The following is a 15,061-nucleotide window of genomic DNA, read 5'->3' as shown; positions in this document are numbered from 1 at the left end:
AAACTGATGATTTGACAATCTAAACTGTAAGTTATATGATTACAGTAAGAAATTTGAGGTAAATAATAAAGATAGTAAATAGAGCCTGAAGTGTCCAAAGCATTTAGGCTTTTCTTTTAGCATAACTGTAACTTATTAAATTACACTTATAGGAAGGTGAATGGCATGAACACGAAAAACTTTATCGTTGGAGATTGGGTTAAGGCCAAGTCATTTGAAGGTGAAATCGTCATCGGCTATATTGAAAGCGTGAATGATGCCAGTAAATCAGTAAAAATAAAAGCAGTACAAGCAGAACAGGATGGAGTAGCAGGAAGTTCTATCGAGACAAAAATCCATTCTGTATCAGCACTTCCAGAGTCGCTGAGAAAAACAAAAGCAGATATCATCGACTTGATTGATCTTGCTCTTCTAACACATGATAAGGAATGGTTTGAACAGCTGTCCGCTGATTTGCATGGTTTTGAAAGCGGGGCTGTCAGCGAGGAGGATATTGGAAAACAATTATCCGCTCACAGCAGATTAAATTTTCCTCATGTAAATTAACAATGATTTTATTTGAATTGGAGTGTTTGGAAATGAATGAAAAGTATAATGCGTTAATGAAATCTTTTACATTTAAAAATGGGGTACAGTTGAAGAACCGGATTGTCCTGGCTCCCATGACAAACTTCGCATCAAATCCTGATGGTACTGTTACAGACAAAGAAATTAACTACTACATCCGCAGATCTAAAGGTGTTGGCATGGCCATCACAGCCTGCACTAATGTCACTCCGGATGGAAAAGGATTCCCCGGAGAATTTGGTGCTGACAGTGACGAGATGATTCCAAGCTTGAAAAGGCTGGCGGATGCTCTTAAAGACCAGGGTACAAAAGCTATCCTGCAAATTTTTCATGGAGGAAGAGCCTGCCCTCCTGAACTAGTGCCAAATGGAGATACTGTAAGCGCAAGTGCCGTGGCAGCTGAAGGAAATGAGCACACACCAAGAGCCTTGGAAGAAAAGGAAATTAAAGAAATCATTACTGCTTTTGGTGAAACTACCCGCCGCGCAATCCAGGCAGGCTTCGATGGAGTCGAAATCCATGGTGCCAACGGGTATCTTCTGCAGCAATTCTTCTCCCCTCACTCCAATCGCCGTTGGGATAAGTGGGGAGGCAGCCTGGAAAACCGCTTGAACTTTCCACTGGCAGTTGTGGACGAAGTTAAAAAAGCAGCCGCTGAATACGGGGATGATTCTTTCATCATCGGATACCGCTTCTCGCCGGAAGAACCGGAAACACCGGGAATTACAATGGATGACACCCTTGTACTTGTCGATAAGCTAGCCGAACAGGACCTTGATTATCTTCACGTATCCCTAATGGACTTCTGGTCTGAACCAAGAAGGGGAGTAGAAGCCGGCCAAACAAGAATTGAGTACTTACTAAGAACTATAAGTGACCGCACACCGCTTATCGGAGTAGGCGGCATCCATACTCCTGAAGAAGCGGTAAAAGCGATTAATGCTGGAGTACCTCTCCTGGCGCTGGGCAGGGAACTGATCATGGAACCAGATTGGGTACAAAAAGTCGAAGAGGGCAGAGAAGATGACATCGCTGTCACGCTTTCCAAAGGTGACCAAGAGAAATTGGTTATCCCTGATTATCTCTGGAACGCCATCATCAATACACCAGGATGGTTCCCTGTAAAATAATAAAACTATGAAGCGGCCGTTTTGAGCCGCTTTAATTGTTGAATTGGAACGTTAAAAAATACCCAGCAGTTCGGTAAATCTTTCAGGCAACTTGGCAGCTTATAAAGAAATTGGCCGTGTAAAAGGCAGCTGTATCTATTTATTATTTCACCACGAACGACCTCCAGTTAATTAACGCTTACTATTAATACTCTGATCTCCGACACTCCAAAAGCAAATAAACCGATTTCACAACTTGGCACCAAAGTTGGTAGGTAAAGCTCCCGCTAAATAATCTTAGTAAATCCTTCAGTACTAACATATATAAGTAGCAGGGTATAATTTATTATTTTTTGAGGTGAAGGCATGGACATTTTTGAAGCAATCAATACACGCAGAAGTATGGGATTAGTAAAGGATGAACCGATCCCTGATGAGGTCATCAATCAAATTCTGGAGGCAGGGAGCTGGGCACCAAGCCATTTTCGGACAGAGCCTTGGCGTTTCTTTGTTTTGACAGGTGAAGGAAGAAAACCCCTTGGAAGTGTTCTGGCAGAGATTGCAATGGAGAGCATGGACGATCCCTCCAGTGAAGCGAACCAAAAGAAATTGGAGAAAACCCTTGCTAAACCTTACAGGGCACCCTTGGTAATCACAGTGGCGGTGGAACCAACGGCTGACAACCCAAAGGTAATTGATGTAGAAGAATATGGAGCGGTGTATGCAGCCATCCAGAATATGCTGCTTGCTGGGCACGGTCTGGGGCTCGGTGGATTTTGGAGAACTGGAAAACCGGCTTATCATGGGAAGATGAGAGAGCTGTTCGGTTTGTCCCATAAAGGCGACGTGCTGGGCTTTCTCTATTTTGGTTATCCAAAAAGAGAGGTACCGCCTGGAAAAAGAAAGGATGTTAATACTTGTGTAAGGTGGCTTAATGCTGAAAGTGACTATAAGAACCTATAAACTAAAATTTTTTAGATAGTAAGAAAAACAGATTATATGTTTTCCAGCTGGCTGTTTCAGCCTTCTGTACTAATGGATAGGCAGCCTAAGAAACCCTGTCACTAAGTTCCAAGCGGCAGGGTTTTTGAAATTGTCGTTTTTATTGCAGGAATAGTAAATATTTTTTGTTATAATAGGCATTTAAATTGATGAAAATGCTAAAGGTCAAGCCTTGGACTATAACACTCAACATAGAGGAGGGTGCAATAATGGGAATTGTAGTTGTGGAAATATGCGACGGCAGTTTAATTAATTCTATTAACCTGGAAGAGATACTGGAAACCAAGTATCCCGAAGTCTCTGTCCTGGAGAATACTTGTTTATCCTTTTGCGGTATGTGCGCCAAACGCCCTTATGCTATAGTGAATGGTAAACGGATCTTTGCCAAGACTGCCGAAGAATGCTTAGAAAAGATTGAAGAACATATAGAAAAAGAACTTGCGATTTATGCGTAGGATAGAATGGTGAGGGTTAGCATGAAATTGATTCAAATATATATTAATGCCTTAAAGCTGCCAAACAAAAAAGCGCGTACTTTTTTAAATAAAACAAATTTAACCTATACATTGCTTTATTTGTTTTCTCTTGTCATCATTATCAATCTTCCAGGTTTTGTGGAAGTTTACATGAACGGAAGCGGGGAGGATGCTCTTTTCCTTCTCCAATTCCTTGTTTTGAGCCCGTTCTTTGCAGCATTCGCTGTACTGGCGGGAATATCACTGATGACTGTCTTGCTCGTTGGTGTTGCAGCAGCACTTCAACGCAAATTGAAGTATCAATACTTATGGAAAATGGCTGTGTTTTCGCTGCCACTACCCATTCTGGCTGCCTATGCAGCAGATTTGATCGTTCCGCTTGAATGGCTGCCAGCCGCTGCTTTTCTTGTCATTTTTCTTACAATTCATCTGAAGCTCATACTGGACTTCCCTAAGCGTAAGCTAAATTAACGAATATTTACTAATTATATGGTAATCTAGAATTGTTAAAATAGTTAGATTGTTGGTTATAAAAGCATAAGATGTTCATTGGGAGGTAGTTTTTTATGAAGCTTGTTGGAATATCAGGTGCGTTAGCTGGATCAAAAACCGCCATTGCCGTGGAAGAAACACTAAAGACCGCTGGCAGATTGGATGAAAGCCTGGAAATAGAAATGATTGACCTAAAGGACTATGACGTAGAAATGGTAAAAGGATATCCTTTGGAAAAATACAATTCAGATACTCAGAATGTGGTTAAAACCATTCTAGGAGCTGATTTACTTGTCATCGGCACCCCGATTTATCAGGCTTCCATTTCAGGTGTGCTGAAAAATCTGTTTGACCATATACCGCAAGAAGGTTTTGACGGTAAGGTAGTCGGTATGGTGGCAACAGCCGGATCCGAAAAACATTATCTTGTTCCTGAGTATCATTTAAAGCCAATTATCGCTTTCCTTAAAGGGGTATTGCCGGCAAGGAATGTCTTTGTTCATAATTCCTGCTTTGATGGAAGCAACACCATAATTAATGAAGACGTCTTGAATAGAATGGAAACGATGAGCAAACAGATGTTAAAGCTCCATACTTCTAAATAGGAAGCTGTGGATCAAAGACAGCCTCTTTCAAAAACTAAGGTTTTTTTTGCGCGAAATTGTTCCTTCGGATATCGCCGACTACTTAGTTTTTTCTCTCTATTCGGGGTGAGCAGCTCTATACTTTCTTGCTTACCACAGGATATATAATGTGAATTAAGGCGTTATGTTAGCCCGATTCATATTTAAAGCAGCAAAGTTTACGAATAGGAGCCCAAAAAAGAAGTGGTCAGCCTTTTTAACGGGCTGCCACTTCTTTTTTGGAAAGATTGTTTATTTAAGGCCTGCCAGTTCTGCGGCTTTTGTTAAACCTTCTTTAATGATGGTTTCAGCTTGAGCAGGATATTGGTTATGGCCTTCGATGATTACACTTTGAATATCAGTCACTCCCCAGAAGCTCAGCATGGTCTGCACGTAATTCACTGACATCTCAGAGTTTTGTGCAGGTCCCTCTGAATAGACTCCTCCACGAGCATTCAGCAGCACTGCTTTCTTGTCGCCAAGCAAGCCGACAGGTCCTTCAGCTGTGTAACGAAACGTTTTGCCGGCTTGTGCCATATAGTCAAGATATGTGTGAAGAACCGCAGGTACAGAGAAGTTCCATAGCGGAAAGGCAATTACGACTTTATCAGCAGAAAGGAATTGATTTAGATATTTATTGACTGTGTCAGCGGCTTTTTGCTCATCATCAGTCAATTCCATCTCTCTTGACAGCTTGAACATCCCATTAATCATGTCATTATTATAATAAGGAAGATTTTCACGGAATAGATCCAGTTCTGTGATTTCATCCTCAGGATGTGCTTCCTTGTAAGTTTCTAAGAACGTTTGATAGAGCTTCACACTGACCGCCTGTTCAATCGGTCTGCAGTTTGCTTTAATGAATAATACTTTTTCCATGATGAATAACCTCCGTTGAATATACTCTAGTTGGTATAGCAACCATTTGGGATGAAGAGAATCTCTACCTCTCTTCAAGAACATTGACATTGATCTTGTTCAGTAACCGTTCTAATTCTGAAATTTCTTCAGGAGAAAAATTTTTACATACCAACTCGTTGAATTCTTCAGCAACTGGTAAAACCTTTTCTCCCAAGTTTTTTCCTGTCTCTGTGAGGTGAAGTTTTAAGGAGCGGCGGTCATCCTGGCAGCCAGTCCGTTTGATGAATCCTTTTTTCTCAAGGTTGGAAGCCATTCGCGCAATGTTGGTTTTGTCCTTGCCCAAATTCTCTGCAAGCTGATTTTGAGTCAGGCCATCTTTTTCCCAAAGAAGCATCATGACCAGATTCTGTTCTGGAGCCAGATTGAATTCTTCCAGCATCGATTTGATATAGCTGGTCAAATTCAGATCGGTTTTATGAATTTTGATACTGATATAGTCTTGAAATCTAATGTTCACTGGTTTCCTCCGTTAGTTAGTTGCTATAACGACCATTTACTCGAACCAGTATAATATTATGAGAAAAAGAAGTCAAATTAGAAGATTTTTTTAAGAAAACCCTTGGAATAACAGTGGGTTTTATAGCGGAAACCGTCAGAGCCGTCAGCTGCCAAATTAAGAATCCTGGGAAATATAAGGGGAGATTCTCCCGCTAATTGCAAATTTCAGTTCATAATGAAGTAAATAGAGGGAGTTTTTCCCCTTATAAGAAAAAAATCACCTATTTTCTAGTGATATAATCCATATAAGGGGAACTTTTCCCTTAGTTTAAGATATTTTTTAATGCTTTCTAGTAAATAAGAGGAATTCTTCCCTCTATTGTTTAGGCTCTGTTAGTTAATATTGTTGTTATAGATATTTTGGGTTCAAGTGCCAGTAAGAAGGCGTCATCCAATTAAGAAACTTGAAAAATGCTGTATAATCGACTTGCTTTTCCTTTTAATTCCAGCTTTAATTTATAACTAAATTTATTATGAAATGTTGATACGCCTGTTTATATTAATTTCTCATTTCCTCTGCATATGTTAACTGGAGTGGAAGGTGTACGACCTCCTGCGGGAATAGCGGGACAGGTAAGACCCCCAATCCAGTTGCAGCGCCCAGCCCCTCGGGGTCAAACACTTGGAACGGAAGTCAACGTACCCTTTTAAACAACAATACAGAGTCATTTTTAAAATACATTCAATCTTTCTTATAAGTGCCTCTGATCTCCGGTCTAAAATTCAGTTGATTTTACAATGCCCTTGGAATTACAGGGCTTCCAATGAAAAGAAGGGAATTGACCAACTATCTAGAATACCAATGGCAAGGAGGGTTCACAAGTGAATGAACAGTTAGTCTATGAGATTGAAAAAATCGTTGGCGATATAGAGGAAATTATGTTATTGGAAGAGCAGGGATGTACTTCTGAGGTCCGCAAACTAGTGACAGGCAAAGGAGCATTCATCTTAAAAAGTTCTTTTCAACCAAAGTATCAAGAATGGCTGAAGTCGGAAGCAGAGGTACTGAAGAATAACCAGCTTCTACCCATGCCCCGCTACCATGGTTATTTCGAAGAACAAGGAAGTCATCTACTGATGTCATATGAAAAAGGGATTACCTTAAGACAGGCGTTGGAAATGGCTGGCTCTCGAGAAGAGGAAATGCAACTGATCCAAAGCTTCGGAAGATTTCTTCAGGAGCTTCATGAAATGATAATTCCCAATCACCAAGAAAATTGGCTGGAAGTTCAGTTGAACAGAGCGGAACAGTATTTGAAAAAAGGGGAAGCGGATGGATCAATGGAACTGCTCGAATATCTTAAGAAAACCAAGCCATCCCCAGTAAAACAGACGCTGATTCACGGAGATTCAACGACAGATAATGTTCTTGTACGTAATGGGAAAGTGTTTTTATTTATTGATGTCGCAGGCATGACCGTTGGTGACCCCCGGTATGATGAAGCACTTGCGATTGGCAGATTGAGAGGACGAGAAGATTACCTGAAAGCATTCTACAAAGGTTATACCCGCTATAAAATTACTGATGAAGAATATCACTACTTCGATGAAGGACTTTACGAGTTTTTTTGAGTTTTTACATAGTTTTTTCCTAAGGCTCTTTTCTTTCTTGCTTACCAGGGTGATTTCGATGAGGTATGGTATTAGCTTACGAAAATTATATAAAAAGAAACAAATTTTAAGAAAAGAGCCTAATAAAAAGAGAGCCTGGAATTCAGACTCTAGGTGTTTTGATGATTGTAATAAAGTGTAGTGGCAATGAGAGACAGGCAATGAAGAATATAGATGGCAGCCATCAAGAAGAAGGCAAAAGAAATGCCATCGACAATTATAACCACTGCCCACGCAATCAATAGAACGATCAAGGTAACATTCCAAGAAAATGCCTTTGCCTGGTTTGAGATTTGCTGCTGGCGTTCATCAAAAACCCGCATCTTTCTGCCAACTTTTCTTTGTATGACCGCAGCAATAATCATGAAAATGACACCAATACCTAAACCCGATAAAGCGATTAAAATATCCTTTACTGTTTCAGTCAATGTTTTCGTCCCCCTCAAAAATAAAAAGGTCTTCAATCATGCAATCGAAAATTTGAGCCAATTTGTGTGCCAGAATCAAAGATGGTTTATACTTGCCTTTTTCCAGTGATATGACGGTTTGTCTCGAAACATTCAGCTGGCGTGAAAGTTCTTCCTGCGTCATATTTAAAAACGTCCGTTTCTCTTTAATCAGTGTTTTCATTTTACCTCCATTCACTAATGGAAAGATTCGATATGTAAAGTGTACTTTACCACAATATTAAAGTCAAGCGGACTTTACATTTCATTCAAAAAGGAGCCAAGCATGAATATACAAAGGATTACAGATAATCATAGAGAGAAAGTTAAAAGCTTTTTTACAGCCCATTGGGGAAGTCCCGAAATGGTCATTTCAAGCGGAGTATACGACTGTAGTGAACTGGATGGGTTCTGTTGCGATGACGAGAGTAAAGAAATTACCGGATTAATCACCTATAAAGTTGAAGGGGAGAAGTGTGAGATTATCTCTTTGGATAGTATAGAGGAAGGAAAAGGCATTGGTTCTGCTTTATTACATGAAACCGAAAGAGCTGCGGCTGAACTTGGTTGTACTTCTGTTCAACTTGTAACAACCAATGATAACATCGAAGCCCTGAGATTTTATCAAAAAAGAGGTTACTTCTTATCTAATCTTTTCATTAATGCTGTGGAAAAGGCTAGAAAAATCAAGCCGAAAATACCCTTAATAGGAAATGCTGGAATTCCAATAAGGGATGAGATTGAGATGAGAAAAGATCTGCTTTAAATTCATTCTTACTTTAAGTAAAAAGTTCACGTGAGTATGAACAAGACAAGTTACTGTATTTGTATTCATTGAATATGGTAGAATCTAAAAACTGATTATCTCCTAAGATTACAGGCAAGTAATAAGGGGTACGATATATGAGTAAGATGAATGGTTTTTAGAAAAGGTATGATTACACGATGAAACGAATACATAACCAGCCTATCTGGATCGGGCGTTTTCTTGCATCTGATCCAGGAAGAAAAAGATTTCAGTCTGCGGGAAAAACAACGATCAGCATCATCACTTCCGTCTTTATCATGATGCTCTTACTTACGATATATAATTATGGCACTGTCACCCCCGCTATCGTTGCAGGTATGGTGGGTTTGTTGTCCATCATGCTGGTAATGGACGATACGCTGGCAAAAAAGAAAGTCACTACCTTCCTTATCGGATTAAGCGCTGCTTTAGGGATTACGCTTGGTTCACTTTCAGCCGCTCATCCTTTTTTTCTGAACGTGTTGATGGTCCTCATAATCTTTAGTGCATTTTATTTTTCTAAGTATCAAATCCGCTATTTTTCAATGGGCATGACCGGCTTTATGACTACCTATTTTTCATCCATTTTAAGATTGGATGCTGCTCATTTGTCCTGGTTTTATATAGGGGTGGTTTGCGGAGTGCTTTTCTCATTCCTCTATAATTTTGTGATCTTCAAAGGATCCGCTCATGAGTTAAGAAGGGGAATGCGTTCTTTTCACATTCAGACAAACTTAGTTTTAACACTTTTAATTCAAATGATCGAAGAACCTGATAACAAGGACAAGGATAAGAAACTCCTGGATAAAAATGTACAAAGGTTAAACGAGTACTCCAGAATGGTAGCAGCCGATATCAATGATGAAGACTTGATGAAACTTTGGCCTGGAATTACTGCTTCCCAATTACGACTCTATATCTTTGACGCTGAGATGCTCGTTCAAACACTCAAGAGTTCAGTAGAAAAATTGAGGAATCTAGATGCCTTTGAACAAAATCATATTAAAGAATTGGTGGTTTGGATCATCCGTTCTCTAAGAGATACGAAGGTGCTTTCGCAAAGTTACTCCTCACATGCTCTTCAGGATGCAGAATCTGCTGTACAAGAGCTTCGGTTACTTCTTGCTGAAGTACTTAATTCGGAGGAAGAACCACCAAAATGGGTTTATCCTTTAAGAAGAATCGAGTCAATCGCCAACCATGTTGTCGATGCTGCCGTAACCATTCAGGAGTCTTTGACATCAGATGAACTCATTCACGACAATAAAGAAAAAAATGATGAGCCTTTAGAAGAGGATATTGATAACAAGGACAAAAAGGATGAAGAAACTAAGACATTAAAACCATCTACAAGGAAGGCGATACAATCGGTAGTCGCTGGAATCCTTGCCATTATCACGGGACATATCATCTCTCCCGTTCAGCCATATTGGGTGCTTTTGACCACTTTCATCATTCAAATTGGTACAGAATCAGTAGGGAGAACTTATGTAAAAGGCTTTCAGCGCTCATTTGGTACAGTGTTAGGAGCTATAGCCGGATTCATTGCCGCAAAGCTTGTGACCGGAAATGTGATTCTTGAAGTATTTCTGCTCTTTCTCGTCATCTTTCTGACATTTTACGTATTTACTGTTTCGTACACTTGGATGAGCTTTTTTATCACCATGCTGATTGCGTTCATGTATGATCTCTTGCTGGGAGGCATCAGCGTTGAACTGATTTCCGCCAGAGTGATCGATACCATTGCTGGAGCACTTATCGCGCTGCTGGTATCCGCATACATACTGCCGAAAAAAACGACAGATAAAGTTACCGAGTCTTTCGATGATTTTCTTGAGGAGTTAAAAGAGTATACATCTGATTATTTACAATCATTTCTAACAAAAGAACCTAAAGAGCTTACTGACCAAGCCTTCGATATAGATCAAAAGCTCCAGGTAATCAAAGATGAAGCACAGTCACTTCTCCAAAGGCCGGACTCGATGAGAAAATCCGGAATCAGCAGATGGATGCTTGTCGTAACTGCCATTAATTATTATGCCAAACACTTGCTGGCATCCTCTCATAGGAAACCAACAACTGGAGCGCTGCCTGCTGAATTGCAGGACGTGATCAAAAAAACAGAAGAAAAATTACGAAAAAACATTGATCTACTCCAAGATCTTATAAAAGAAAAAGAGAATGATTCACTGTTTTGGAGCCTGGATGAGGAAAGAGACCTGATTGAAACTCTGTCGCCAAGCAGACAGAGAGGAAAGATAGACTTGATTCATCATATGTACTATATTTGGCGGATCAACAAATCAATAGCAGCCCTTGGGAAAGAATTAGGGGCAGGGGAGCGGAAGTGATTTCCGCTCTTTTTTATTCTTTACATAAGGTTTTTTACGAATATTGTGTTGCTTTCCACATTGATATTAAAAATTTCTTTCTAATGGGGTAGTTGCTCTATTCATGCTTAAAGTAATTTTAAGAGTAATATTAAATGGGAGAAGAGTCTTTCTAAAAGTAAAACTTATCCTGCACCTGAGCATATGTTATCATAGGAATATACGTTCGCGTTGGAGGGATTAGAATGATTACAAACGAAATGGATATTCTTAATCTAATAAAAGAAGATAAGTGGATGATGGATATTCTAGAGGCTGCCAGCACATTAAATTTACCTGACTGGTGGATTTGCGCCGGGTAGATCAAAGATTTGGGATACGCTGCACGGCTTCGAAATTAGAACAGAAACCCCTGATATAGATGTAGTCTACTTTGATTCTGCACAGATTGACGAAACGATTGAAAAAAGGCTTGAGGATGAGTTGGCAGAGTTACTTCCGGGTGTCCGCTGGTCTGTGAAAAATGAAGCCAGGATGCACATCATCAATAATCTGCCCCCTTACACTTCAACAGTAGACGCCATTTCCAAATTCCCTGAAACCGCCACTGCTTTGGGAGTAAAGCTGGACGGCAGGAAAAACTTAATTCTTACTGCTCCACATGGGTTGGAAGACGTAATAAACATGGAAATCAGATCCACTCCACATTTTAAAACCTCAAGACATCTCGCATCCATTTATGAAGACCGAATCATAAAGAAGAATTGGCCATCGACTTGGAATAAGGTAAAAGTCTTTCAGTGAGTAACTGCACAAGATACAACAAGCGTTAATTCAAATTCAGACAGGGAATATTCCTACAACATCAGATTGCGATATTCATGCAGCCTTGTAACTTAGGAGTTTGAAAAACATTAGAAAGACCACCCTGAAGCTATGTGGCCACAGAAAATGGTATCTAAGTATTAATCACAAAGAAAAAGTCAACTACCCTTCCATAAATAGGAAGAACAGTTGACTTTTTTGTTTGAAAGCATTGTATATGTCTCTTCTTATCACATCAGCTTTAGCATTTGCCTGCCAGGAAAGATGCTGATTACTCAAAGAAATGTGGAGCAGTGATCGGTTGCTTATCAAGGCGGTTCAGAATTTGGGATAGTAAATAGAGGAAAAAAGTTCTCTTATTTACTAATAAACACTGAAAACAGCTAAAATAGGGGAATATATTTCCCTTAAATCGCTTCACAGGCTAGAAAAATGTGCTTTTCCATCAAATAAGAGAATAAACTTCCTTTATTTACTCCCAGAATAAGCTTGTATTTGTAATTAACGGAAAAAACTTCCCTTATTTTTAGAAATCCGACTCCTCTGGGCAGGCGCCTGATGGAGTAAACCTTATTGCGGAAGCGGCCTTTGATTCTCTTATTCAAGCACCCAGCAAGTTACCAGGAGGCAGTATTTTAATGTTATATCATTCCGATCAACCAGCCTCCAATTGCTCCCGTTAACACTACCATCCAAGGAGGAAGCTTCCAGTACACCAGCATACTGAACAGTACGGCTGCAAATGCGAAGTCAATTGGTGCAAGGATCGAGCTGGTCCAGATCGGGTGGTAAAAAGCCGAAATCAGAATTCCGATGACTGCCGCATTGACTCCCATCAAAGCACCTTTGATTTTGGGATTTCTCCGCAGAGAGTCCCAGAAGGGCAGTGTACCAAAAATTAATAGAAATGCCGGGAGGAAAATGGCAATTGTGGCAATCAAGCCTCCTTGCCATCCATTTATGACAGCACCCAGATATGCAGCAAAGGTAAACAGCGGGCCAGGCACTGCCTGAGCTGCACCGTAACCTGCCAGAAAAGTTTCTTCACTCAGCCAGCCAGAAGGGACAAATTCTTGTTCCAGTAAAGGAAGGACCACGTGGCCTCCTCCAAAAACCAATGACCCGGACCGGTAGAAACTGTCGAACATAGCAATCCAGTCGAGGGCAGTTGCTTCTCTAAGCATCGGCAGCAGAATCAGCAGCGTAAAGAACAACGTCAAGCAGATCAAGGCAAACCTCTTTGTGATAGGAACTTTTAACTCAGAATCCTTCTCGGCTGCATGATTTTTAAACAATAAGAAACCTGCTATACCCGCTATAAGAATCACAGCAACCTGTGAAACGGCGCTTTGCCATAACAGCGTTACTATTAACGCAAGCAATGCCAAGGTTTTCCGCGGCAGGTCTGGAGTGAGCTTTTCAGACATTCCTAAGATGGCATGAGCTACCACCGCCACCGCTACAATTTTCAGCCCTTGTATCCAGCCGGCGTTCATGACGTCCACTTCTGTAAGCAGTACGGCGAATAAGATAAGCGCAATAACTGAAGGGAGTGTAAAGCCGATAAAGGAGACGATCCCACCCAATGCTCCTGCGCGCATAACTCCTATTCCGATTCCGACCTGGCTGCTCGCCGGGCCGGGAAGGAATTGACAAAGCGCAACCAAATCGGCGTAGCTTTTTTCATCCATCCATTTCTTTCTCAATATATATTCATTATGAAAATACCCTAAGTGGGCGACTGGGCCGCCAAATGAGGTAAGTCCAAGCCTGGTCGAGATGATAAGTATTTCCAAAAGAGCTTTAAGGCTTGTTTTCTGTTTCATGTTTTCACCTTCTTTTCATTATTCTTTGTCACTGCTGTTAATTTCTTTAAATAATTCATACGCTTTTTTCCGGGCTTCCTCTAGAATTTCAGTACCTTTATCAGTAGTCGTGTAATACTTTCTAATCTTTCCTTCAACATTTTTATCCTCTTTGACAAGGAGTCCATCTGTCTCCATTGAGTGAAGAATTGGATAGAGCGTGCCGGCACTGATATTATAACCGTGCTCTCTCAGTTCCTCTGTCATCCATGTTCCGTATACTGGATGCTCTTTAGCGTGATGCAGGATATGAATATGAATGAAACCGAGAAACAATTTTCTCAAAACTTTATCCTCCATATCTGACTCCTCCTCGGCATTAATTTCGAAAATCAATATCGAATTCCGATATTAGTAGTATATTTAAAAAACTGTCCCTTATTCAAGGGAGAAGAGAAAGATTTACATAGATTTAATATAGAAGCATTTATAAGTAACAAATTGGAACTTTATGGTATAATAGCAGGAACTCAATAAAAGGGGAAAACAATGAGACGTATACTACTAATACTGGCTGGAAGTTTGCTGTTGGCTGCTTGTACAGATAAGACAGCCGGGACATACGAAGTAGCTGAGAAGAAAAAGGATGAAGGTATCAAAGTGGAAGATTTAACACACTCTTTCAAACACCCTGGTAATGGACAATCCTTCCATATTATTGACGCCTTTAAGCTCTACGGAAATTACATAAATGCCTTGGATATAAACAAAGACACAAATCAGAAAGACCTCTATCAAAAGGAAGTGGTCGATCCGATTTACCAGCAGTGTTTTGCGAACGGAGAGTTTTATCACATGTCTGAAATCATCACCGGTCAAGTTCCTCATTCCCTCGACAGGGTGAGGAAGCTGAATGAGAAGATTGAAAACAGCCAATATATCGAATCGATAAAAGAAGCATTAATCAAATCAGCTGACCTTCTTCCTGCAGGTAAGGAAACAAATGTCTGCATTTTCCCCAGTATCAGCAGGAACAATTCCACTGCAGTGACCGTTGGTTCCGGAAAAATCAGCATTCTTTACTCCCAATACTTTACAGAAGACTACTTAAAGGCTGTGACAGCACATGAATACCATCATAGTTTCTGGGCTGAAAAATATTTAACCAGCGGAAAGCAGCAGACGGTGCTTGATAATCTTGTGTTCGAAGGAAAAGCAGTAATGTTTGAAAAGATTGTATTTCCTGATATACAAGGAACTCCTGTCAATGAAGAATACCACAAGAAATATTGGTCGCAGATTGAAGGGGATTTAGACAGGCATAATAATAACAGATCCCTGGAGATTATTTTTGGCGGAAATGGTCTGCCGCAGCTATATGGCTATTCGGAAGGGTATAAAATGGTAAAATCTTATATAGATAGGCATCCAGAAAGTGAACCTTTGGATTGGACAAGCCTTAACGGAAAAGAAATCTTTGAAAAAGGCAATTACACAGAACATTATCAATAACTAACAGATTTCTTCTCTGAACGTTCTTTTAGTATTGTTTGCTGTTCCAGGAAAACC

At 40.2% G+C, this 15,061-nt stretch carries 16 protein-coding genes and 1 pseudogene; 11 read left to right on the top strand and 6 right to left on the bottom strand.

What is annotated here, in order from left to right:
* Positions 1 to 165: 165 nt before the first annotated feature.
* The 6 genes from B9Z54_RS07795 to B9Z54_RS07770 all read left to right on the top strand — a co-directional run bounded on the left by B9Z54_RS07795 (position 166) and on the right by B9Z54_RS07770 (position 4,251).
* The gene (locus B9Z54_RS07795; protein ID WP_113927858.1) at positions 166 to 546 is read left to right on the top strand and encodes an IDEAL domain-containing protein; all 381 of its coding nucleotides are present in this window, start codon (positions 166 to 168) and stop codon (positions 544 to 546) included.
* A 32-nt stretch (positions 547 to 578) separates the two neighbouring features.
* Complete coding sequence (locus tag B9Z54_RS07790; protein ID WP_113927857.1) at positions 579 to 1,697, top strand: NADH-dependent flavin oxidoreductase; 1,119 nt, start codon at positions 579 to 581, stop codon at positions 1,695 to 1,697.
* Between the two features lie 345 nt (positions 1,698 to 2,042).
* Positions 2,043 to 2,639, top strand: a complete 597-nt coding sequence (locus tag B9Z54_RS07785; protein ID WP_113927856.1) for a nitroreductase family protein — start codon at positions 2,043 to 2,045, stop codon at positions 2,637 to 2,639.
* Positions 2,640 to 2,887: 248 nt separating this feature from the next.
* Entirely contained in the window at positions 2,888 to 3,133 is a 246-nt protein-coding gene (locus B9Z54_RS07780; protein ID WP_113927855.1) for a YuzB family protein, read from the top strand.
* 21 nt (positions 3,134 to 3,154) lie between these two features.
* Positions 3,155 to 3,625 (top strand): hypothetical protein, encoded by a 471-nt coding sequence (locus tag B9Z54_RS07775; RefSeq protein ID WP_113927854.1) that lies wholly within the window; start codon positions 3,155 to 3,157, stop codon positions 3,623 to 3,625.
* 95 nt (positions 3,626 to 3,720) lie between these two features.
* A complete protein-coding gene (locus B9Z54_RS07770; RefSeq protein WP_113927853.1) occupies positions 3,721 to 4,251 on the top strand; it encodes an NADPH-dependent FMN reductase in 531 nt (176 codons plus the stop codon).
* A 270-nt stretch (positions 4,252 to 4,521) separates the two neighbouring features.
* Here the strand turns inward: B9Z54_RS07770 and B9Z54_RS07765 are convergent, their stop codons facing one another.
* Positions 4,522 to 5,148: an FMN-dependent NADH-azoreductase gene (locus B9Z54_RS07765; RefSeq protein ID WP_113927852.1), complete on the bottom strand. Its 627-nt coding sequence runs from the start codon at positions 5,146 to 5,148 to the stop codon at positions 4,522 to 4,524.
* A gap of 64 nt (positions 5,149 to 5,212) precedes the next feature.
* The gene (locus B9Z54_RS07760) at positions 5,213 to 5,647 is read right to left on the bottom strand and encodes a MarR family winged helix-turn-helix transcriptional regulator (protein WP_113927851.1); all 435 of its coding nucleotides are present in this window, start codon (positions 5,645 to 5,647) and stop codon (positions 5,213 to 5,215) included.
* A gap of 863 nt (positions 5,648 to 6,510) precedes the next feature.
* Between B9Z54_RS07760 and B9Z54_RS07755 the strand changes: the two genes are divergently transcribed.
* Complete coding sequence (locus B9Z54_RS07755; RefSeq protein ID WP_113927850.1) at positions 6,511 to 7,260, top strand: aminoglycoside phosphotransferase family protein; 750 nt, start codon at positions 6,511 to 6,513, stop codon at positions 7,258 to 7,260.
* A gap of 149 nt (positions 7,261 to 7,409) precedes the next feature.
* On the opposite strand, the gene B9Z54_RS07750 is transcribed toward B9Z54_RS07755, so the two are convergent.
* Both B9Z54_RS07750 and B9Z54_RS07745 read right to left on the bottom strand, forming a co-directional pair.
* Positions 7,410 to 7,727 (bottom strand): DUF2178 domain-containing protein, encoded by a 318-nt coding sequence (locus tag B9Z54_RS07750; RefSeq protein ID WP_113927849.1) that lies wholly within the window; start codon positions 7,725 to 7,727, stop codon positions 7,410 to 7,412.
* Positions 7,720 to 7,929 carry a helix-turn-helix transcriptional regulator gene (locus tag B9Z54_RS07745; RefSeq protein ID WP_113927848.1) on the bottom strand — a complete coding sequence of 70 codons (210 nt, stop codon included), beginning with the start codon at positions 7,927 to 7,929 and terminating at the stop codon, positions 7,720 to 7,722. Before B9Z54_RS07745 ends, B9Z54_RS07750 begins: the two co-directional genes overlap by 8 nt.
* Positions 7,930 to 8,031: 102 nt before the next feature.
* Between B9Z54_RS07745 and B9Z54_RS07740 the strand changes: the two genes are divergently transcribed.
* The 3 genes and pseudogenes from B9Z54_RS07740 to B9Z54_RS07730 all read left to right on the top strand — a co-directional run bounded on the left by B9Z54_RS07740 (position 8,032) and on the right by B9Z54_RS07730 (position 11,666).
* Complete coding sequence (locus B9Z54_RS07740) at positions 8,032 to 8,511, top strand: GNAT family N-acetyltransferase (RefSeq protein ID WP_113927847.1); 480 nt, start codon at positions 8,032 to 8,034, stop codon at positions 8,509 to 8,511.
* A 179-nt stretch (positions 8,512 to 8,690) separates the two neighbouring features.
* On the top strand, positions 8,691 to 10,883 hold the full coding sequence (locus B9Z54_RS07735) for an FUSC family protein (RefSeq protein ID WP_113927846.1): 2,193 nt from the start codon (positions 8,691 to 8,693) through the stop codon (positions 10,881 to 10,883).
* Positions 10,884 to 11,107: 224 nt separating this feature from the next.
* Positions 11,108 to 11,666, top strand: a pseudogene (locus tag B9Z54_RS07730) (nucleotidyltransferase family protein).
* 662 nt (positions 11,667 to 12,328) lie between these two features.
* On the opposite strand, the gene B9Z54_RS07720 reads toward B9Z54_RS07730, so the two are convergent.
* Both B9Z54_RS07720 and B9Z54_RS07715 read right to left on the bottom strand, forming a co-directional pair.
* Positions 12,329 to 13,513: a chromate transporter gene (locus B9Z54_RS07720; protein ID WP_113927844.1), complete on the bottom strand. Its 1,185-nt coding sequence runs from the start codon at positions 13,511 to 13,513 to the stop codon at positions 12,329 to 12,331.
* Positions 13,514 to 13,531: 18 nt separating this feature from the next.
* Positions 13,532 to 13,852 carry a PadR family transcriptional regulator gene (locus B9Z54_RS07715; RefSeq protein ID WP_113927843.1) on the bottom strand — a complete coding sequence of 107 codons (321 nt, stop codon included), beginning with the start codon at positions 13,850 to 13,852 and terminating at the stop codon, positions 13,532 to 13,534.
* Positions 13,853 to 14,041: 189 nt separating this feature from the next.
* Here B9Z54_RS07715 and B9Z54_RS07710 point away from each other — a divergent pair, with 189 nt between their 5' ends.
* A complete protein-coding gene (locus B9Z54_RS07710) occupies positions 14,042 to 15,004 on the top strand; it encodes a DUF2268 domain-containing putative Zn-dependent protease (protein ID WP_113927842.1) in 963 nt (320 codons plus the stop codon).
* Positions 15,005 to 15,061: the final 57 nt, after the last annotated feature.

Source organism: Bacillus sp. P14.5, from assembly GCF_003316765.1.
Lineage (GTDB): Bacteria > Bacillota > Bacilli > Bacillales > Bacillaceae_B > Rossellomorea.
The sequence above is the reverse complement of the archived record's forward strand: the minus strand, read 5'-3'. Positions and strand labels throughout refer to the sequence as shown.

Bases quoted from the DNA above. Each gene is read 5' to 3' on its own strand.
- B9Z54_RS07780 (WP_113927855.1), top strand. From the start codon at position 2,888: ATGGGAATTGTAGTTGTGGAAATATGCGACGGCAGTTTAATTAATTCT.
- B9Z54_RS07735 (WP_113927846.1), top strand. From the start codon at position 8,691: ATGAAACGAATACATAACCAGCCTATCTGGATCGGGCGTTTTCTTGCA.
- B9Z54_RS07765 (WP_113927852.1), bottom strand. From the start codon at position 5,148: ATGGAAAAAGTATTATTCATTAAAGCAAACTGCAGACCGATTGAACAG.
- B9Z54_RS07740 (WP_113927847.1), top strand. From the start codon at position 8,032: ATGAATATACAAAGGATTACAGATAATCATAGAGAGAAAGTTAAAAGC.
- B9Z54_RS07775 (WP_113927854.1), top strand. From the start codon at position 3,155: ATGAAATTGATTCAAATATATATTAATGCCTTAAAGCTGCCAAACAAA.
- B9Z54_RS07795 (WP_113927858.1), top strand. From the start codon at position 166: ATGAACACGAAAAACTTTATCGTTGGAGATTGGGTTAAGGCCAAGTCA.
- B9Z54_RS07745 (WP_113927848.1), bottom strand. From the start codon at position 7,929: ATGAAAACACTGATTAAAGAGAAACGGACGTTTTTAAATATGACGCAG.
- B9Z54_RS07770 (WP_113927853.1), top strand. From the start codon at position 3,721: ATGAAGCTTGTTGGAATATCAGGTGCGTTAGCTGGATCAAAAACCGCC.
- B9Z54_RS07710 (WP_113927842.1), top strand. From the start codon at position 14,042: ATGAGACGTATACTACTAATACTGGCTGGAAGTTTGCTGTTGGCTGCT.
- B9Z54_RS07790 (WP_113927857.1), top strand. From the start codon at position 579: ATGAATGAAAAGTATAATGCGTTAATGAAATCTTTTACATTTAAAAAT.
- B9Z54_RS07715 (WP_113927843.1), bottom strand. From the start codon at position 13,852: ATGGAGGATAAAGTTTTGAGAAAATTGTTTCTCGGTTTCATTCATATT.
- B9Z54_RS07785 (WP_113927856.1), top strand. From the start codon at position 2,043: ATGGACATTTTTGAAGCAATCAATACACGCAGAAGTATGGGATTAGTA.
- B9Z54_RS07720 (WP_113927844.1), bottom strand. From the start codon at position 13,513: ATGAAACAGAAAACAAGCCTTAAAGCTCTTTTGGAAATACTTATCATC.